At 72.1% G+C, this 18,246-nt stretch carries 17 protein-coding genes and 1 pseudogene; 14 read left to right on the top strand and 4 right to left on the bottom strand.

Annotation, left to right across the window (positions count from 1 at the left end):
• Positions 1-162 precede the first annotated feature (162 nt).
• The 7 genes and pseudogenes from AOK18_RS06075 (at position 163) to era (ending at position 5,702) form a co-directional block, all read left to right on the top strand.
• Complete coding sequence (locus AOK18_RS06075; RefSeq protein WP_074993397.1) at positions 163-1,233, top strand: PhoH family protein; 1,071 nt, start codon at positions 163-165, stop codon at positions 1,231-1,233.
• 12 nt (positions 1,234-1,245) lie between these two features.
• Entirely contained in the window at positions 1,246-1,743 is a 498-nt protein-coding gene (gene ybeY / locus AOK18_RS06080; RefSeq protein ID WP_055574272.1) for an rRNA maturation RNase YbeY, read from the top strand.
• Positions 1,740-3,104 carry a hemolysin family protein gene (locus tag AOK18_RS06085; protein WP_055574271.1) on the top strand — a complete coding sequence of 455 codons (1,365 nt, stop codon included), beginning with the start codon at positions 1,740-1,742 and terminating at the stop codon, positions 3,102-3,104. The genes ybeY and AOK18_RS06085 overlap by 4 nt, the downstream gene beginning before the upstream one ends.
• A complete protein-coding gene (locus tag AOK18_RS06090) occupies positions 3,101-3,460 on the top strand; it encodes an MmcQ/YjbR family DNA-binding protein (protein ID WP_055574270.1) in 360 nt (119 codons plus the stop codon). The genes AOK18_RS06085 and AOK18_RS06090 overlap by 4 nt, the downstream gene beginning before the upstream one ends.
• Positions 3,461-3,560: 100 nt before the next feature.
• On the top strand, positions 3,561-3,914 hold the full coding sequence (locus tag AOK18_RS06095; RefSeq protein WP_055574274.1) for a hypothetical protein: 354 nt from the start codon (positions 3,561-3,563) through the stop codon (positions 3,912-3,914).
• 197 nt (positions 3,915-4,111) lie between these two features.
• Positions 4,112-4,589 (top strand): annotated as a pseudogene (locus AOK18_RS06100) (hypothetical protein).
• Positions 4,590-4,748: 159 nt separating this feature from the next.
• Complete coding sequence (gene era, locus AOK18_RS06105; protein WP_055693635.1) at positions 4,749-5,702, top strand: GTPase Era; 954 nt, start codon at positions 4,749-4,751, stop codon at positions 5,700-5,702.
• A gap of 63 nt (positions 5,703-5,765) precedes the next feature.
• On the opposite strand, the gene AOK18_RS06110 is transcribed toward era, so the two are convergent.
• From AOK18_RS06110 to AOK18_RS06120, 3 genes are all read right to left on the bottom strand, one after another.
• Positions 5,766-7,076, bottom strand: coding sequence for a GH1 family beta-glucosidase (locus tag AOK18_RS06110; RefSeq protein ID WP_055693636.1), 1,311 nt, complete (start codon positions 7,074-7,076; stop codon positions 5,766-5,768).
• A gap of 73 nt (positions 7,077-7,149) precedes the next feature.
• On the bottom strand, positions 7,150-7,416 hold the full coding sequence (locus AOK18_RS06115) for a protealysin inhibitor emfourin (RefSeq protein WP_055571982.1): 267 nt from the start codon (positions 7,414-7,416) through the stop codon (positions 7,150-7,152).
• A gap of 86 nt (positions 7,417-7,502) precedes the next feature.
• On the bottom strand, positions 7,503-8,573 hold the full coding sequence (locus AOK18_RS06120) for a M4 family metallopeptidase (protein WP_055693637.1): 1,071 nt from the start codon (positions 8,571-8,573) through the stop codon (positions 7,503-7,505).
• Between the two features lie 350 nt (positions 8,574-8,923).
• Here AOK18_RS06120 and leuA point away from each other — a divergent pair, with 350 nt between their 5' ends.
• Both leuA and AOK18_RS06130 read left to right on the top strand, forming a co-directional pair.
• On the top strand, positions 8,924-10,645 hold the full coding sequence (gene leuA, locus AOK18_RS06125; RefSeq protein WP_055693638.1) for a 2-isopropylmalate synthase: 1,722 nt from the start codon (positions 8,924-8,926) through the stop codon (positions 10,643-10,645).
• 183 nt (positions 10,646-10,828) lie between these two features.
• Positions 10,829-11,530, top strand: coding sequence for a TerB family tellurite resistance protein (locus AOK18_RS06130; protein WP_055571984.1), 702 nt, complete (start codon positions 10,829-10,831; stop codon positions 11,528-11,530).
• Positions 11,531-11,573: 43 nt separating this feature from the next.
• Here the strand turns inward: AOK18_RS06130 and AOK18_RS06135 are convergent, their stop codons facing one another.
• Entirely contained in the window at positions 11,574-12,122 is a 549-nt protein-coding gene (locus AOK18_RS06135) for a GNAT family N-acetyltransferase (RefSeq protein WP_055571978.1), read from the bottom strand.
• A gap of 390 nt (positions 12,123-12,512) precedes the next feature.
• Between AOK18_RS06135 and AOK18_RS06140 the strand changes: the two genes are divergently transcribed.
• From AOK18_RS06140 to AOK18_RS06160, 5 genes are read left to right on the top strand one after another with little or no spacing between them, the layout of a single operon-like run.
• A complete protein-coding gene (locus AOK18_RS06140; RefSeq protein ID WP_055571977.1) occupies positions 12,513-13,265 on the top strand; it encodes an SCO2525 family SAM-dependent methyltransferase in 753 nt (250 codons plus the stop codon).
• A gap of 55 nt (positions 13,266-13,320) precedes the next feature.
• Complete coding sequence (locus AOK18_RS06145; protein ID WP_055693639.1) at positions 13,321-15,162, top strand: SCO2524 family protein; 1,842 nt, start codon at positions 13,321-13,323, stop codon at positions 15,160-15,162.
• Positions 15,163-15,165: 3 nt separating this feature from the next.
• The gene (locus AOK18_RS06150; protein ID WP_055574157.1) at positions 15,166-16,083 is read left to right on the top strand and encodes an SCO2523 family variant P-loop protein; all 918 of its coding nucleotides are present in this window, start codon (positions 15,166-15,168) and stop codon (positions 16,081-16,083) included.
• Entirely contained in the window at positions 16,080-17,042 is a 963-nt protein-coding gene (locus AOK18_RS06155; RefSeq protein WP_055574158.1) for an SCO2522 family protein, read from the top strand. Before AOK18_RS06150 ends, AOK18_RS06155 begins: the two co-directional genes overlap by 4 nt.
• Position 17,043: 1 nt before the next feature.
• The gene (locus tag AOK18_RS06160; protein WP_055693640.1) at positions 17,044-18,072 is read left to right on the top strand and encodes an SCO2521 family protein; all 1,029 of its coding nucleotides are present in this window, start codon (positions 17,044-17,046) and stop codon (positions 18,070-18,072) included.
• Positions 18,073-18,246: the final 174 nt, after the last annotated feature.

Raw genomic sequence — 18,246 nt, forward strand, 5'->3', positions numbered from 1 at the left:
CCCGAAACCCCTCCGTCGCCCCTCCCGCACCGGCCCCCAGTCATCACACTGTGAATAAGGCCTACAGGGTTGTCACCCCCGCGTCGTACCCTGGGAGTCGCGAGGCCGCCCTCAGCTGCGCGGCCCTGACGAGGAGGAACCGCAGGCCTTCAGCGCCGGCCCATGACTCAGACACCCACAGCTCACACCCCCGCGCAGGAGCAGGCGAGAGTACAGCTCACCGTCCCGGCCAAGCACCCCATGGTGACCGTGCTGGGATCGGGCGACTCCCTGCTCCGCGTGATCGAGAAGGCCTTCCCGGGGGCCGACATCCACGTCCGGGGCAATGAGATCAGCGCGGTCGGCGATGCCACGGAAGTAGCCCTCGTCTCGCGCGTGTTCGACGAGATGATGCTGGTGCTCCGCACCGGGCAGCCGATGACGGAGGACGCGGTGGAACGCTCGATCGCGATGCTGAAGGCCAGCGAGAACGGGGAGAGCGACGGCCAGGAGACCCCGGCCCAGGTGCTCACCCAGAACATCCTGTCCTCGCGGGGCCGCACGATCCGTCCCAAGACGCTCAACCAGAAGCGCTACGTGGACGCGATCGACAAGCACACCGTCGTCTTCGGCATAGGACCCGCCGGTACCGGCAAGACCTACCTCGCCATGGCCAAGGCGGTGCAGGCCCTGCAGTCCAAGCAGGTCAACCGCATCATCCTGACCCGCCCCGCGGTCGAGGCCGGAGAGCGCCTGGGCTTCCTGCCCGGCACCCTCTACGAGAAGATCGACCCGTACCTGCGCCCGCTCTACGACGCCCTGCACGACATGCTCGACCCCGACTCCATCCCCCGCCTGATGGCGGCCGGGACCATCGAGGTCGCGCCGCTGGCGTACATGCGGGGGCGCACCCTGAACGACGCCTTCATCATCCTGGACGAGGCGCAGAACACCAGCCCCGAGCAGATGAAGATGTTCCTCACCCGGCTCGGGTTCGACTCGAAGATCGTCATCACGGGCGACGTCACCCAGGTCGACCTGCCGAGCGGCACCAAGTCCGGTCTGCGGCAGGTGCAGGAGATCCTGGAGGGCCTCGAGGACGTCCACTTCTCCCGGCTGTCGTCGCAGGACGTCGTACGCCACCGCCTGGTGGGCCGTATCGTCGACGCGTACGAGCAGTACGACAGCGAGCACGGCACCGAGAACGGCACGCACAAGAGCGGCCGGGACAGGTCCGGGCACAAGGGGAAGTAGACCGAGCAGCAGATGTCGATCGACGTCAACAACGAGTCCGGAACCGAGGTCGACGAGCAGGCGATCCTCGACATCGCCCGCTACGCGCTCGCGCGGATGCGCATCCACCCGCTCTCCGAACTCTCGGTGATCGTGGTGGACGCCGCCGCGATGGAAGAGCTCCACATCCAGTGGATGGACCTGCCGGGGCCGACGGACGTCATGTCGTTCCCGATGGACGAGCTGCGGCCGCCGGCGAAGGACGAGGCCGAGCCCCCGCAGGGGCTGCTCGGCGACATCGTGCTGTGCCCCGAGGTCGCCGCCCGGCAGGGCGCCGAGGCGCCGACGCGGCACACCATGGACGAGGAGCTCCAGCTGCTCACCGTCCACGGTGTGCTGCACCTGCTGGGCTTCGACCACGAGGAGCCCGACGAGAAGGCCGAGATGTTCGGCCTCCAGGCCGCCATCGTCGACGGCTGGCGCGCGGAGAAGGGCATCACGGGCCCGTCCCCCGCCCCGACCGTCTCATGAGCCGGCACCTCGTCCTGGGCGCGATCGCCCTGATCGTCGTCGCCTGGCTGTTCGCCTGCGCGGAGGCGGGCATAGCCCGGATCTCCACCTTCCGGGCCGAGGAGGCCGTGCGCTCCGACCGCCGGGGCAGCGCACGGCTGGCCAGGATCGCCGCCGACCCCACCCGCTACCTCAACGTGGCGCTGCTGGTCCGCGTCGGCTGCGAGATGGCCGCCGCCGCGCTGGTCACCTACGCCTGCCTGCGCGCGTTCGACGGCACCACCGAGGCCCTGCTGATCGCCATCGCGGTCATGGTCCTCGTCTCCTACGTCGCCGTCGGCGTCTCGCCGCGCACCATCGGCCGCCAGCACCCCCTGAACACGGCCACGGCCGCGGCGTACGTCCTGCTGCCGCTCGCCCGGATCATGGGCCCGATCCCGAACCTGCTGATCCTCATCGGCAACGCGCTCACCCCCGGCAAGGGCTTCCGCCGCGGCCCCTTCGCCTCGGAGGCGGAACTGCGCGCCCTGGTCGACCTCGCCGAACAGGAGTCCCTGATCGAGGACGAGGAGCGCCGCATGGTGCACTCCGTCTTCGAACTGGGCGACACCCTCGTCCGCGAGGTCATGGTCCCGCGCACCGACCTGGTGATGATCGAGCGCTACAGGACCATCCGGCAGGCCCTCACCCTCGCCCTGCGCTCCGGCTTCTCCCGGATGCCGGTGACCGGCGACAACGAGGACGACGTCGTCGGCATCGTGTACATGAAGGACCTGGCCCGCAAGACGCACATCAACCGGGACGCGGAGAGCGAACTGGTGTCCACGGCGATGCGGCCCGCGTACTTCGTGCCCGACACCAAGAACGCCGGTGACCTGCTGCGCGAGATGCAGAAGGAACGCAACCACGTCGCCGTCGTCATCGACGAGTACGGCGGCACCGCCGGCATCGTCACCATCGAGGACATCCTCGAGGAGATCGTCGGCGAGATCACCGACGAGTACGACCGCGAGATCGCGCCGGTGGAGGAACTCGACGAGGAGCGCTACCGGGTCACCGCCCGCCTCGACATCACCGACCTCGGCGAGCTGTACGGCCTGGAGGAGTACGACGACGAGGACGTGGAGACCGTCGGCGGGCTGCTCGCCAAACGGCTCGGCCGGGTGCCGATCGCGGGCGCGTCCGCGGTGGTCGACCTCCCCGACGAGCGCCGGCTGCGGCTGACGGCGGAGGCGGCGGCCGGCCGCCGCAACAAGATCGTCACCGTGCTGGTGGAGCCGGTCGGCCCCGAGGACCCGGGGGAGTCGACCGACCCCTCCCGGGACGAGGCGGAAGAGGCAGAGAAGGCGGAAGAGGCGGCGGCGCAGGAGCGGTCGGCATGACCCCGGCACGCCTGCGCGCCCTCTGCCTCTCCTTCGGCGCGGCCGTGGAGGACTTCCCGTTCGGCCCGCGGATCTCGGTCTTCAAGGTCGGGGGCAAGCTCTTCGCCCTGGCGGATCTGGACGCGCGGCCCCTGAAGGTCAACCTCAAGTGCGATCCGCAGGACGCCGTCCGGCTCCGCGCCGCGCACCCGGACCTGATCGTCCCCGGCTGGCACATGAACAAACGGCACTGGAACACGGTGACCGTCGACGGCGGCCTCCCGGACCGGCTGGTCCGGGAACTGGTCGAGGACTCCTACGACCTGGTCGTCGCCGGCCTGCCGCGCGCCGAACGCCTCCGCCTCGACCGTCCGTGAGGCGCCGGGCCCGCCACGGGCACCGTGCCGCGCCGGGACGCGGCACCGCGAGCGGCCCCGGGGACCCGTCCCCGGGGCCGCGCTCCGTATGCTCGGGGCCATGACCGACAGCAGCGCGCTCGACCCCGAGGACCTCAAGATCGTCACCCTGGCCCGTTCCGCGCGGGCCCGCAACGGTGTGCCCGAGGGGGCCGCCGTACGGGACGAGAACGGCCGGACCTACGTCGCCGGGACGGTGGCCCTGGACTCCCTGAGGCTGACCGCCCTGCAGACGGCGGTGGCGATGGCGGTGGCGTCCGGCGCGCAGTCGCTGGAGGCGGCGGCCGTGGTGACGGACGCCGGTTCGGTGCCGGACACGGACCGCGCGGCGGTACGGGACCTCGGCGGCCCCGCGACCCCGGTCCTCCTGGCCGCCCCGGACGGAACGGTCCTGGAGACGTCGACCGCGGGATGACCCCGGCGGACCCCGGGCGTCGTCCGGGGTGAAGGGGCCTGCATTCCACTTTGCCGCCCCCGGCCTCCCGCGCATCGGTGGAACCGTTGTTCCCGACGGGCCGTCAGGAACGGTCCGCCGGTCCCTGCCCCGCGCGGCGTGAGGACCGCCCTCACCCGCCGGGCGCTCCCCCCCTCGCGGAGAGGGAACCGGACTCCGTGAGAGGCACACGGATCGGTACCGGCGCGTCCCTGGCCGCCGTCGTGACGGCCTGCGGGCTCGCCCTCGCCCCCCTCCGCCGCCGCCGTCGCCCCCGGGACGGCGACCGTCGACGCCGACCGCGGAAGCCGGGGCGGTGGCGACGCCACCCTCACGGCCGCCCAGAGCGGCACGTCCGCCACCGTCCCCCTCACCACCTCCGCGGTCACCGCGCCCCTCGCGATCGGCCGGGACTCGCTCGTCCCGACGCTCACCCCGGTCGAGGCCGGCGGCGGCACCACCGTCTTCAAGGGCACCAAGAACCCGGTCGTGGCGACCGGGGACGCCCTGGAGGTCGGCCCGCTCTCCGGGACCGTGGCGTCCGGCGACAGCCCGGAGGCGTTCGGCGGCACGCTGAAGGTGACCGCGTTCGGCCTCATCTCCCTCACGTGCACGGCCCAGGGCCCGCAGTCACCGGGCCCGTTCGTCTTCGACTGACCCGGGCCCCGCCCCCCCACGAGGCCCGCACGACCACCGTTCGGCCACCGTTCGATCCCGCTGTCCCCGGGCCGGGCATCTCACGGGGTGCCCGGCCCCCGCAGACCGGCACGGGCGGGTGGTACGGCGGGGCTCCGGGGATCAGGGAGAATGGGCGGCATGAGTGTTCGTACCCAGTCATCCGAGCAGCCGGCCGAAGCAGACCACCGGGCCGGCTTCGCCTGCTTCGTGGGCCGCCCCAACGCGGGCAAGTCCACCCTCACGAACGCTCTGGTCGGGCAGAAGGTGGCGATCACCTCCAACCGGCCGCAGACGACCCGGCACACCGTGCGCGGCATCGTCCACCGCCCCGACGCGCAGCTGATCCTCGTCGACACCCCCGGCCTGCACAAGCCGCGCACCCTGCTCGGCGAGCGGCTGAACGACGTGGTCCGCACCACCTGGGCCGAGGTCGACGCGATCGGCTTCTGCATCCCCGCGGACCAGAAGATCGGCCCCGGCGACCGCTTCATCGCCAAGGAACTGGCCGGGATCAAGAAGACCCCCAAGGTCGCCATCGTCACCAAGACCGACCTGGTGGACGGCAAGGCGCTCGCCGAGCAGCTGATCGCCGTCGACCTGCTGGGCAAGGAGCTCGGCATCACCTGGGCGGAGATCGTCCCGGTGTCGGCGACCGCGAACCAGCAGGTCGACCTGCTGGCCGACCTCCTCGTCCCGCTGATGCCCAAGGGCCCCGCCCTCTACCCCGAGGGCGACCTGACCGACGAGCCCGAAATGGTCATGGTGGCCGAACTGATCCGCGAGGCCGCCCTGGAGGGCGTCCGCGACGAGCTGCCGCACTCCATCGCCGTGGTCGTGGAGGAGATGCTGCCCCGCGAGGACCGCCCCGCCGACAAGCCCCTCCTCGACATCCACGCCAACCTCTACATCGAGCGCACCAGCCAGAAGGGCATCGTCATCGGCCCCAAGGGCAAACGCCTCAAGGACGTCGGCATCAAGTCGCGCAAGCAGATCGAGGCCCTGCTCGGCACCCCCGTCTTCCTCGACCTGCACGTCAAGGTCGCCAAGGACTGGCAGCGGGACCCGAAGCAGCTGCGCCGCCTGGGGTTCTGAGCCCGGTTTCCGAGCCCGGTTTCCGGCGCGGGACGGGCGCCGGGGCCCCGCCCCGCGGCGGCCTCAGCGGTGCTGCTCGCGCAGCACCTCCCGCAGCCAGCCGTAGGACGACTTCGGCGTGCGCCGCAGGGTCCCGAAGTCCACGTGGACGAGACCGAAGCGGCGGGCGTACCCCTCCGCCCACTCGAAGTTGTCCATCAGGGACCACACGAAGTAGCCGCGCACGTCCACGCCCGCCTCCATCGCCTGGTGCAGGGCGCGGAGGTGGCCGTCGAGGTAGGCGATGCGCTCCCGGTCGTCGATCCCCTCGTAGGAGCAGCCGTTCTCGGTGATGACGACCGGGGGGAGCCGGTCGCCGTAGCGGGCGCGGAACGCGGTGAGGAGTTCGGTCAGGGCCCCGGGGACCACCGGCCAGCCGAAGTCCGTCACCGGATACCCCTCGATCTCCCGTACCGAGAAGGGCAGTTCGGCCGGCATCCGGACACCGCCGAAGTCGATCTCCGTGCCCCGGGGGGCGCCCACCCGGGTCGGCGCGTAGTAGTTGACGCCGTACCAGTCGACCGGTTCCGCGATGACCTCCAGGTCCGCCCCGACGTCGCCCGGCATCAGGTCGCCCAGGCCGTCCGGGTAGCGGCCGAGCAGCACGGGCTCGGCGAACAGGCGGTTCAGGAGCGCGTCGTAGAAGTCCGCCGCCGCCACGTCCGCCGGGTCGGGGGAGGCCGGCCAGGTCGGACCGTGGGAGTTGGCGATCCCGATGGAGCCGGCGCCGGCCGCGCGCAGGGCGCGCACCGCCAGCCCGTGCGCGAGGAGCTGGTGGTGCGCCACCGGCAGCGCGTCGAAGAGCAGCCGCCGTCCGGGGGCGTGGACGCCCAGCGCATGGCCCAGCAGGGTGTGCTCGGCGGGTTCGTTGAGGGTGATCCAGCGCTGCACCCGGTCGCCGAGACGGCCGGCGACCTCACCGGCGTACTCCGCGAACCGCTCCGCGGTGCCGCGTTCCAGCCAGTCCAGACCGGCCGGCAGGTCCCAGTGGAACAGCGTCGGCACCGGCCGTACGCCCGCGGCGCACAGCTCGTCGACCAAACGGTCGTAGAAGTCCAGACCGCCCCGCGCGCGCACCCGGGGCCAGGAGACGGAGAAGCGGTACGCGTCCACGCCCAGTCCGGCCAGGAGCGCCACGTCCTCGCGGTACCGGTGCACGTGGTCGCAGGCCACCGCCGCCGTCGAACCGTCCCGCACCCGGCCCGGTCCGGCCGTGAACACGTCCCACACGGACGGTTCGCGCGCGTTTGCCGCGCCCTCGATCTGGTGCGCCGAGGTCGACACGCCCCACAGGAAGCCGTCCGGGAAACGGGGCACCGGATTCGTCGTCGCCATGGGGCGGATCATCCGTACCGGCGACGACGGAAGTCAACGCCCGTGCGGCCGACTCCCTTGCCGGGGAAGGCGGTTACGCACCCTCCCGGAGCACTCTGCCGATCAGCGCGCGCTGCTCCCCGGTCAGCCGGGGGTCGGCGCAGTACACCGACCTCCCGTCCACCGTGATCCGGTAGCTGAAGCCGTCCGGGACCCCGGCGGGCGGGGTGTCCCGGCAGCCGGTGACGGCCCGCTCGGCCAGGGCGTGCCACTCGCCGGCGTCGGCCCGGTCCGAGGTGTCCACCTCGGCCTGCCGCTCGATCCCCGCGAAGCCGCCCGTGCGCCGCACCTGAATTCGCATGGTTCCTGTCTAGTACGAGAACGGGCCCGCCGCCCACCCCGGCGGCCCTCCGGACGGGCCCGGCGCCCCTCCGGGCCCTCCCGGCCTCACAGCGTCGGCACCCCCACCCGCTCCCACGCCTTCGAGACCGCCCGCAGCTCCTCGCCCTCGCCGAACCGCTCCCGCGCCGCCTTCACCGTCAGCGTCGCGAAGTCCGTGAACTGCGCGTCCTCCACCAGTTCACCGCCGGTCAGCACGTCGTACCAGATCTGCCCGGCCCGCTCCCAGGCGTTCCCGCCGAGGGCGGTGGCCGCCAGGTAGAAGGCGTGGTTGGGGATGCCGGAGTTGATGTGCACGCCGCCGTTGTCCCGGCCGGTGTGGACGTAGTCGTCCATCGTGGCGGGCTGCGGGTCCTTGCCGAGGACGTCGTCGTCGTACGCCGTGCCCGGCTCCTTCATCGAGCGCAGCGCCACCCCCGTCACCCGCGGGGCGAGCAGCCCGGCGCCGATCAGCCAGTCGGCGTCGCCGGCGGCCTGGCCCAGCGTGTACTGCTTGATGAGGGAGCCGAAGACGTCCGACACCGACTCGTTGAGCGCGCCGGACTGGCCGAAGTAGGCCAGGTTGGCGGTGTACTGGGTGACGCCGTGCGCGAGTTCGTGGCCGATGACGTCGACGGGGATCGTGAAGTCGAGGAAGATCTCCCCGTCCCCGTCGCCGAACACCATCTGCTCGCCGTTCCAGAAGGCGTTGTTGTAGTCGCGGTCGTAGTGCACGGTCGCGACCAGCGGCAGGCCCGAACCGTCGATCGAGTCGCGGGAGAAGGCCCGGAGGAACAGCTCGAAGGTGGCGCCGAGGCCCGCGTAGGCGCGGTTGACGGTGGCGTCCCTGCCGGGCTCCTGCCCCTCCTCGCGGACCTTCGTCCCCGGCAGCGCGGTGCGGTGCCGGGCGTCGTGGATCGTCCGGTGCGGCTTGCCGGGTTCGGCCCCGGCGGGGGCCGGGGCGGCCGCGGCGCCGACCACCGTGGTCAGGCGGCGCCGGGTGCGCTCGTAGGCGTCGCGCTGGAGGGTGTGGCGGGCGGGGCCGGAGAGGGCGGGGTCGTCGGCCCGCGCGAGCCGGTCCAGGACGTGCGGCGGGACGATGGTGCAGAAGACGGGCCCGGAGCCCGCGGTGGTCGTCATGCTCCGCACCATCGCACCGCGTGACGGTGATGTCACCATGTGCGACGCATCCTCGGTCGTGACGGGTGAAATGTGCCGCCGATCCCCACGCAGAGTCACCTCCGAGTGGTATACGGCACTCTTTGTCCCCTTCCTCCCTGTCGTCCCGCATAATGATACGGACCCTCGCGTGGAGCACGTCTCGGTTAAGCTGCGCAGCATCATGCGTTTCGGGCTGCTTCTCCTTAGCTGCCGCGGCGAGGGCCTGTAGTCGAGGCCGACCCCCTCCCCGCGGAGTTCGGCGTTGCGCCGTCGGCCGTACCTTCCGGATCCCACCGGATGACCGCGGACCATCGAGGAGCCCACGCACCATGGCCAACCGCCAGCAGCCCAGCCCCATGCCGATCCACAAGTACGGTCGCTACGAGCAGGTCGACCTCCCGGACCGCACCTGGCCCCAGAAGCGGATCACCACCGCTCCCCGCTGGCTCTCCACCGACCTGCGCGACGGCAACCAGTCCCTGATCGACCCCATGTCGCCCGCCCGCAAGCGCGCGATGTTCGACCTGCTGGTCAGGATGGGCTACAAGGAGATCGAGGTCGGCTTCCCGGCCTCCGGCCAGACCGACTTCGACTTCGTGCGCTCCATCATCGAGGACCCGGACGCCATCCCCGAGGACGTCACGATCTCCGTGCTCACCCAGGCCCGCGAGGACCTGATCGAGCGGACCGTCGAGTCCCTGAAGGGCGCCCACCGCGCCACCGTGCACCTGTACAACGCGACCGCGCCGGTCTTCCGCCGGGTCGTCTTCCGCGGCTCCAAGGACGAGATCAAGCAGATCGCCGTCGACGGCACCCGCCTGGTCGTGGAGTACGCGGAGAAACTGCTGGGCCCCGAGACGCACTTCGGCTACCAGTACAGCCCCGAGATCTTCACCGACACCGAGCTGGACTTCGCGCTGGAGGTCTGCGAGGCGGTGATGGACGTCTACCGGCCGGGCCCCGGACGCGAGATCATCCTGAACCTGCCGGCCACCGTGGAGCGCTCCACGCCGTCCACGCACGCCGACCGCTTCGAGTGGATGGGCCGTCACCTGTCCCGCCGCGAGCACGTCTGCCTGTCCGTCCACCCGCACAACGACCGCGGCACGGCCGTGGCCGCCGCCGAGCTGGCCCTGATGGCCGGCGCCGACCGCGTCGAGGGCTGCCTGTTCGGGCAGGGCGAGCGCACCGGCAACGTCGACCTGGTCACCCTGGGCATGAACCTGTTCTCCCAGGGCGTCGACCCGCAGATCGACTTCTCCGACATCGACGAGATCCGTCGCACGTGGGAGTACTGCAACCAGATGGACGTCCACCCGCGCCACCCGTACGTGGGCGACCTGGTCTACACGTCCTTCTCCGGCTCCCACCAGGACGCCATCAAGAAGGGCTTCGACGCCATGGAGGCCGACGCCAGGGCCAGGGGCGTCACCGTCGACGACATCGAGTGGGCGGTGCCGTACCTGCCCATCGACCCCAAGGACGTCGGCCGCTCCTACGAGGCCGTCATCCGCGTCAACTCGCAGTCCGGCAAGGGCGGCATCGCCTACGTCCTGAAGAACGACCACAAGCTGGACCTGCCCCGCCGGATGCAGATCGAGTTCTCGAAGATCATCCAGGCCAAGACGGACGCCGAGGGCGGCGAGGTCACCCCGGCCGACATCTGGTCGGTGTTCCGGGACGAGTACCTGCCCAACCCGGACAACCCCTGGGGCCGCATCCAGGTCAAGAACGGCCAGTCCACCACCGACCGGGACGGCGTCGACACCCTCACCGTCGAGGCCGCCGTCGACGGCGTCGACACCGTGCTGACCGGCAGCGGCAACGGACCGATCTCCGCGTTCTTCGACGCCCTGCAGTCCCTCGGCATCGACGTGCGCCTGCTCGACTACCAGGAGCACACGATGAGCGAGGGCGCCTCCGCGCAGGCCGCCTCGTACATCGAGTGCGCCATCGGCGACAAGGTCCTGTGGGGCATCGGAATCGACGCGAACACCACCCGCGCCTCCCTGAAGGCGGTCGTCTCGGCCGTCAACCGGGCGGCCCGCTGAACAGCCGCTCCGGGGGATCCGACGGCCCCGCCCGCCCCGAGGGGCGGGCGGGGCCCCGTCGTTTACCGGCCACATCGGGTGGAGGTCACGGAAAGGTCTCGTCGGAGGTGCTGACTCAGCCTCACCCGTGTGGCTAACATCACGGGGCACGGCGATGAGGCCGGTGCGATGCGGAGGTGCGACGTGCTGCCAGGACGGGGACCCGACGAGCGTGCCGCCGTGACCGGACTACCACGCCTGCTGGGCACCCGGACCGCGTGGACGGCCGTCGGCGACGGAGAGTTCTTCTGCCCCGGCTGCGGCGGCGACCGCAACTACCAGCGGCTGACCGGACAGCGCCGTTTCGCCCTCCTGGGCGTGCCCCTGCTGCCCCGCGGCGCGACCGGCCCGGTCGTCGAATGCGCGGCCTGCCGCCGCCACTTCGGCACCGACGTGCTGGACCACCCCACCACCACCCGCTTCTCCGTGATGCTCCGCGACGCCGTGCACACCGTCGCCCTCGCGGTGCTGGCCGCGGGCGGCACCGGCGCCCGCGGCCCCCTGGAGACCGCCGTGGCCGCCGTCCGCGCGGCCGGCTTCGAGGACTGCACCCAGGAGCGGCTGGCGGCCCTCGTCGAGGCGCTGGCCGCCGACACCGGCCGCTTCACCGACGAGCCCTGCGCGGCGGGCCTCGCCATCGAACTGCACGAGGCCCTGGACCCGCTGGCCCCGCACCTCGCCGCCGCGGGCCGCGAGTCGATCTTCCTCCAGGGGGCCCGCATCGCCCTCGCCGACGGCCCCTACACCCCCGCCGAACGCGACACGCTGTCCACCGTCGGCGCCGCCCTCACCCTCTGCGCGACCGACGTGACCCGGCTGCTGACGGTGGCACGGACCCCCTCCTGACCCTCCCCGGGACCGGTCCGGCCCCCGGTCCGGCCCTCCCGGCTCAGTGGAACCCGGTGAGTCCGAGGTGCATGATCAGGCGGTCCTGGCCGGGGCCGAAGTAGTCCCGGCGCAGCCCCCCGCCGGGCTGCTCGGGACGGAAGCCCAGGGACCGGTAGAGCAGGACGGCCGCCCGGTTGGCGGGTTCCACCGTCAGGCGGACCTGTTCGATGCCGGCGTCGCGCAGCCGGGCCAGGACCGCCACCATCAGCTCCCGGCCCAGACCGTGGCGGCGGCGTTCCTCGGCCACGCACAGGCCCAGGATCCAGCTCTCCCGGCTGAGCGCCGTGGTCGCGGCCAGGACGTAGCCGCGCAGGCGGTCCTCGCCGTCGTCGAGGACCAGGAGGTGCTCGGCGTACATGTCGTAGAGCTGGCGGAACAGGAAGGCGGGGTACGCGACCTCCTGGAACACCGCCTCGTCGAGCCGCCGGAGTTCGGGCAGGTCGGATTCCTGTGCCGTCCGCAGGACCAGGGGCCGGGGACCGGGGAACGGATCCGGTTCCCCGAGGTACCCACGGCGGTCCAGGGCGTGCTCCAGCGGTTCGGCGGTCATGCCACCCCCAGTCGGGACGTGCGGAAGACTCGGACGTTCGGGCGTGCGGACGGCATGCGAACGCGCAGCCGTCAATACCGGCAGCCTTGCGGAGGCTCACCCGTGAGGATGAGGGCCCCGGTGGCGTCCGGTGATCCCAACTCGCTACAGTGAGCGTCCAACTCGCTTCGGGCAAGGGCGAGTTAAGGTGTGCCGGCGAAATGCTGACGTGCGCCCGCCGTGCGCCTCTTCGTCCGGGGCTGGCCGGTTCCCGGCTCTCCAGGCGTTCTGTACCGGTTTACCGTGCGAACAACGGCAGACTCCGCTCCACCTGCCGACGTCCGTGAGGACGGGCAAGCAGAGCGCAGGGTTTGGTCCGGTACCGACGTGAACAGGGAACACGACAGGGTGATGATGGATCGCAACGCCGACGCGCCATGGGCGCAGTTCGATCCCGAGGTCTACGTCGACCTCAACTACCGCGTCCCGCTCGAGGTCGACCTGCTGATCGTGCGGCTGATGCGCGACCACTTCGGCAGGTGCTTCGCCGGGGGCGTCCCGGCCCCGATGCGAGGGGTCGACGTCGGAGCCGGCGCGAACCTCTATCCGGGCCTGGCCATGCTCCCGTGGTGCGAGAAGATGGTCCTCCTCGAGTACGCGCAGCCGAACGTCGAGTACCTGGAGCGGCAGACGTCCCCCGAGGGCTACGACGAGGCCTGGGACGCCTTCTGGAACGAACTGGGGAAGGCTCCCGCCTACGCCGCCGTCGAACCGAGGACCCGGTTCAGCGAGATCGTCCGCGTGGAGCGGGCCAACCTGCTCGACCTCGACGGACAGCGGCGCTGGGACATCGGGACGATGTTCTTCGTCGCGGACTCGATGTCCGAGTGCCCCGAGGAGTTCCGGCGGGGCGTACGGTGCTTCATGGACGCGCTGACCGAAGGGGCCCCCTTCGCCGCCGCGTTCATGAAGGAGTCGGTCGGCTACCAGGTCGGCGAACACCGTTACCCGGCCTACCGCGTGAACGAGGACCGGGTGCGGGAGAGCCTGGAGCCCTTCGTCTCCGAGCTGGAGGTCCACGATCTGCACCACGTGGTGCGGCCGGGACACGAGGGAATCATCCTCGCCCTGGGACGGCGCAATTCGGAGATTGCGGTCCCCTAGGAACGGGGACCATGTCTGAACACAGGGCAACCAGGTCTGTACGAGGGGTGCGGGGATGCAGATCAAGCCACGGCAGCATCTGCTGGACATCTGGCGGGCCGCGGCCCGCCATTCGTTCGACGACGGCAAGCTCGTCTGGGGGGACACCGACGGGCTGAGCTCCGTCGCGGACGCGGAGCGGCTGCTCTGCCTGCTGTACCCCGCCACCGAGGTCCCCGCGTTCCGCCTCGACCAACCGGACACCACCGAACGGGACGTCCTGCGCGCCCTGGAGCGGGTCGGCAGCCGGCTGGAGATCCCGCCCAACCTGATCACCGTCCTGTCCCAGTTCATGCGCACCCACACCGGGCCGGACGACAGCCCCACCTTCTCCGGCGGGCACTACTTCAGGCCGAGCGACCCGCAGCAGAAACTCACCCACGAGCAGACCCAGCTGGGCGTCGTCGACGCCTACTCCATGTCCGTCACGCTCTGCCTGGCCACCCTGGGCTTCCTCAAGGTCTACGAGGAGAACACCACCCGGCCCGAGGTGCGCAGATCGCTCGGTGAACTGCGGGAGGCCACCAACACCCGGCTGACCGCCGCGATGGTCAGCCTGCTGCGCTCCTTCACCGTCAACGTCTTCGACGCCGAGTCCGAGCAGGGCCGGCGGCTGATCCAGGTCATCGGGCAGAACAAGCAGTCCGAACGGGCCGTGCTCCAGCAGTTCTCCCGCAAGTTCCGCCCGCTGCGCGCCACGATCATCGAAAGCCTCAGCCGCGGCATCGAGGTCGACGAGAGCATCCGGGACGAGAGCCAGCTCTTCGAGTGCGGCTGGGCCTGGGGCGTGGTGAAGGACGCGCCGACCGTCGTCGACCTGGACGTCCCGGTCCAGGGCCAGCCCGACGGCATCGCCGACCGGCTGCCCTACGTGTACTTCACCGTCGTCGCCCTGGACGGCATCCAGGACCTGTTCTCCGAGCGCACCCTCACCCTGGGCCTGCTCGACGCCGACCAGCAGAAGCTCGCCGAGGCGTTACGCCTGCGCTGGGAACTCAGCCAGCAGTACTGGTCGGCCATCGCCCGCTTCGGCAGCGAACGCTGGCCCCTGGAGGACCTCCCCTGGCAGACCACCGGACTGCGGCTGGAGTCGGAGTACTTCTCCCTCACCGTGGCGGCCATCCTCGTCCACGACCTGATCCGCCGGAAGGCGACCGACGACGACCTCACCCGCACCGTCGCCATCATGGAGCGCCTCGCCGACCGGGGCCGCGTCACCAGCCGGATGACCAGGGACGACCCCACCGTCCGGCTGCACCACCCGGGGGTCACCATGCCGCTCGCCGGGTCCGAGCGGTCCGGCGCGCCGCTGGAGTGGCGGATGACCGACTTCTCCGCCCAGCTCCTCAAGCGGATCATCCAGCTCGCGGCGCTCTCCCGGAACATCGAGGCGCAGGACCGCCTGATCCGCCTGGGCGAGCAGGCCTTCGAACACCTGTGGAACCGGCGGATCGAGGACGGCGACGGAGCCGGCCTCTGGGACAACGCGGCGGCCGTCTTCCCGGAGGCGGCCCTCGGCCGGCGCCTGTCCTGGAGCATCACCGAGCGCATCACCGAGTGCCTGGTCGCCGCCCGCAGCCTGTACGAGCAGCAGCCCATCCGCAGCCCCGAACTCGCCGAACTGGCCCGCGAACTGCTCAGCGAGGCCGCCCACCTGTTCGGCAAGGAACAGCTGGAGGCCTCCGTCACCGCCGACGGCAGCCGGGGACGGGCCATGCGCAGCATCGAGAGCCGCCTGGACCGCGCCCGCGACCTGGTCGACGAGCGGCCCGCCACCGCGTTCGCCCTCGCCCTGCCCGTGCTCCAGGAGCTGGACACCCTGGCCCAGGCCCGCGGGGCCGCCGCAGAGGAGATGTGAGCCGTGCTCGTCTTCGCCGCCTCCGACAAGGGGGGCACGGGCCGTTCGGTCACCAGCGCCAACCTGGCCTACCAGCGCGCCCTCACCGGCGACCACGTGGCCTACGTGGACTTCGACTTCGGCTCGCCCACGGCCGCCGCCGTCTTCGACGTGCCGGGCGCGATGCGCGGCGTCGCGGAGCGGGGCCTGCACTCCTACCTGGAGGGCGAGGTACCGGAACCGGCCAGGATCGACGTCTGGCGGCAGACCGAGCACCCCCTGCTGCACGCCCGGCCCAACCAGTCCGGCCGCCTCGCCCTGCTCCCCGGCGACGCCGGCGGCGGCGAGTTCGTCACCGGCGAGGACACCCTCGACCGGTGCGTCGACCTCCTGCTCAGGCTGAACGGCGAGTTCGACCTGACCATCGTGGACCTCAGCGCCGGGCGCAGCTACGCCGTGGACATGGTCCTGGCGGCGACCGCCCACCCCCGGATGCGCTACGTCCCCTTCCGCTGGCTGGTCTTCCACCGCTGGACCCGCCAGCACGTGATCGCCGCCGCCGGGCTGGTCCACAAGGAGCACGGCATCATCCGGGGCGGCGTCGACCGCGGGCACGACGAGGAGACCCTGCGCGGCGCCGTCCGGTTCGTGCGGGCCGCCGTGCCCGACCCCGACTCGCCGCTGTGGGCCCAGGGTTCGCCCGCCCAGGCGGCCTGGATGCAGTCCTGCGACGACGCCCTGCGCCGGCTGGCCTCGGAGCACCGCATCGGCGACAGCGTGGTGCTCGGCGCCGTACCGCTGGAACCCGTCCTGCAGTGGCGCGAGCAACTGATCACCGAAGAGGACGTGCTCTCCACCCAGATCGCCAACAAGGAGACGCTCGAGGCGCTGGAGGAGATCGCACGACGCCTGACCGACGACTCCTGCTGGGGGCGGCCATGACGGACGCGGTGTTCCGCGAGACCACTGCCGAACCGCGCACCCAGGCGGTGCCGCTGTCCCACCTCTCCCTGGAGCTGGGCCACCTCTACATGGAGGACTTCGAGGCCGGTCCGGAGCACCTGCGGCGGCACTTCGCGCAGGTACGGCCCTGGGCGGACGCGGCACGGGCCGCGGCGGCCGCCCAGACCGGCGGCAGGCGCCCCCGGATCAGCACCTGCTTCCTGATCGACGACTACTTCACCCGCTTCTCCAGCCCCGCCGAACTCGTCCCGATGCTGCTGGAGGAGGCGGACCGGGCCGGGCTGACCGTCGACTACCTGGCGCGCGAGTCCGGCTGCGCGGTCGCCGGCAAGGTGCCGGTCGCGGAGGCGGTGGCCGGCCGGCTCGTCGAGGAGCCCCCGCCCGGCAGCTACGGCCTGCGCCCGCCGGCCGCGCAGACCGGCTGGCTGGCCAACGGGGAGCGCAGCCCCGTCGCGCGGGCCCCGCAGGCGATGAAGAAGGCCGCCGCCTGGCAGCCGCCCAGGGAGACCGCGTCCCGCCGCCACTCCGTCTTCCTCGACGTCGAGCTCTGGAGCGACGCGCCCGACGGGCAGCGCACCTGGTCCTGCCCCTTCCTCGCGGCGGTGTGGCAGCTCTCGCGCCTGGGGCTGCTGCGCACCGAGGGCGAGGCCGTCCTCGAACCCCAGCCGCACACCGGCGGCTTCCCGGAGGACTGGGACGAGTTACCCCCGCTGCTGCGGCTCGACCCGCGGGCGGACCCGTTCGCCGCGTACCGCACCTGCTCGGTGGTGCCCAACCGTTTCCTGCCCGTCGAGCACGCCGTGCGCGTCGTCCTCGACCAGACCGAGGTGGACCCCGAAGCGCTGGCCCAGGTCGCCCGCCGGTCCGCCGGCGAGAAGGTGGCCGTCCCCGACTCGGTCGCCGACCGCGTCTCCTACGTCTTCTACGCGGGGTCGTGACATGGGGCCGGTGAACACCGCACCGCGTGTCGTGCTCGCCTGCGGCGAGGTCCGCACCTCGCTGCTGCCGGCCCTGCAGGCCCTCGACAGCCGGGCCGCCGTCCAGCTCCTCGGACTGCGCGCCGACGAACGCGTCCTGCTCTCCGAGCGCCCCAACCTCTACGGACGCTCGCCCGACACCCTCACCGGCGTCGACTGCCCCCTGCCCAGCGCCAACGGCGCCCGGGTGCGCGTCGTCGGCACGGTCGCCGCGCGGGCCGCGCTCACCGAGGGGCGCCTGCTCCAGGCCTCCGCCTATTTCAGGGTGCCCGCCACCGGCCCCGACCACCGGCGGCCGTGGGGCCACTACCTGGTCCGGCCCGGTGTGGTCGAGCCGTTCGGGAAGCTGCCCCACGAGGCGGTGGCCGAGGGCGTGCTGAACGGCGGGCGGCACGGCGACCTCGACGTCGGCCTGATCGCGGACGGACTGCACACCAGGCTGCTGCGCCACCCCCTGCTCGACCACCGGCCGCCACTGCGCTCCCGCCCCACCCGGCTGCGCTGGGTGGCCCTGCCCGCGGAGCCGGGCGCCGGCCCGTCGATCGAGCGGTTCACCCTCGCCGAGGACGAGCTGCGCACGGTACGGCTCCGGGTGCCCGAGGGCACCACCGGTGAGGGACTCGCCGGCCTCTGCGACGACCTCGCCCTGCACGACTGGCTGCTCACCACCGTGGTCCGCATCCTCGACGGCATCCGGCTGGGCTCCGGCGCGGCCGGAGCGCCGCCGGCCCGGCAGCGGGCGGGACGGCGCCCGGGGGCGGGGGAGGAGCTTCCCGCCGTGGTCAGGGCGCTGCGGCCCGCCGTGGACCACCTGCTGCACCTGTGGATGCCGCGGGCCCGGGTGGCGCAGGACCTGGCACCGCTCTGGGACGCGCTGGAGGACCGGCCCGGCTTCACCCGGCAGTGGCAGACCCTCGTGCAGCGCATCCGCGACCAGCTCACCCTGCACGCCATCCCGTCCCCCCACCGGGAGGCGGACATGGGTCCCTGACCGGACACCGGGCAACCGCCGGACCCGGCCCCAAGCACATTTCCGCACCCCGAACCGACGCGTATCCCACCGGGGGGAAGAGCGAGATGAGCACGGCACCATCACCTGAGTCCGAGGGCGCCCAGCCCGGATCCGGCACGGCGGTCCCCGCACAGGCGGGACCGCCGTGCCGGA

The organism is Streptomyces prasinopilosus, assembly GCF_001419695.1.
GTDB classification, from domain to species: Bacteria; Actinomycetota; Actinomycetes; order Streptomycetales; family Streptomycetaceae; genus Streptomyces; species Streptomyces prasinopilosus.

Bases quoted from the DNA above. Each gene is read 5' to 3' on its own strand.
- AOK18_RS06110 (WP_055693636.1), bottom strand. From the start codon at position 7,076: ATGGCGACGACGAATCCGGTGCCCCGTTTCCCGGACGGCTTCCTGTGG.
- AOK18_RS06095 (WP_055574274.1), top strand. From the start codon at position 3,561: ATGACCGACAGCAGCGCGCTCGACCCCGAGGACCTCAAGATCGTCACC.
- leuA (WP_055693638.1), top strand. From the start codon at position 8,924: ATGGCCAACCGCCAGCAGCCCAGCCCCATGCCGATCCACAAGTACGGT.
- AOK18_RS06090 (WP_055574270.1), top strand. From the start codon at position 3,101: ATGACCCCGGCACGCCTGCGCGCCCTCTGCCTCTCCTTCGGCGCGGCC.
- AOK18_RS06120 (WP_055693637.1), bottom strand. From the start codon at position 8,573: ATGACGACCACCGCGGGCTCCGGGCCCGTCTTCTGCACCATCGTCCCG.
- AOK18_RS06115 (WP_055571982.1), bottom strand. From the start codon at position 7,416: ATGCGAATTCAGGTGCGGCGCACGGGCGGCTTCGCGGGGATCGAGCGG.
- AOK18_RS06075 (WP_074993397.1), top strand. From the start codon at position 163: ATGACTCAGACACCCACAGCTCACACCCCCGCGCAGGAGCAGGCGAGA.
- AOK18_RS06145 (WP_055693639.1), top strand. From the start codon at position 13,321: ATGCAGATCAAGCCACGGCAGCATCTGCTGGACATCTGGCGGGCCGCG.
- AOK18_RS06160 (WP_055693640.1), top strand. From the start codon at position 17,044: ATGGGGCCGGTGAACACCGCACCGCGTGTCGTGCTCGCCTGCGGCGAG.
- AOK18_RS06135 (WP_055571978.1), bottom strand. From the start codon at position 12,122: ATGACCGCCGAACCGCTGGAGCACGCCCTGGACCGCCGTGGGTACCTC.
- AOK18_RS06155 (WP_055574158.1), top strand. From the start codon at position 16,080: ATGACGGACGCGGTGTTCCGCGAGACCACTGCCGAACCGCGCACCCAG.
- AOK18_RS06140 (WP_055571977.1), top strand. From the start codon at position 12,513: ATGATGGATCGCAACGCCGACGCGCCATGGGCGCAGTTCGATCCCGAG.
- ybeY (WP_055574272.1), top strand. From the start codon at position 1,246: ATGTCGATCGACGTCAACAACGAGTCCGGAACCGAGGTCGACGAGCAG.
- AOK18_RS06085 (WP_055574271.1), top strand. From the start codon at position 1,740: ATGAGCCGGCACCTCGTCCTGGGCGCGATCGCCCTGATCGTCGTCGCC.
- era (WP_055693635.1), top strand. From the start codon at position 4,749: ATGAGTGTTCGTACCCAGTCATCCGAGCAGCCGGCCGAAGCAGACCAC.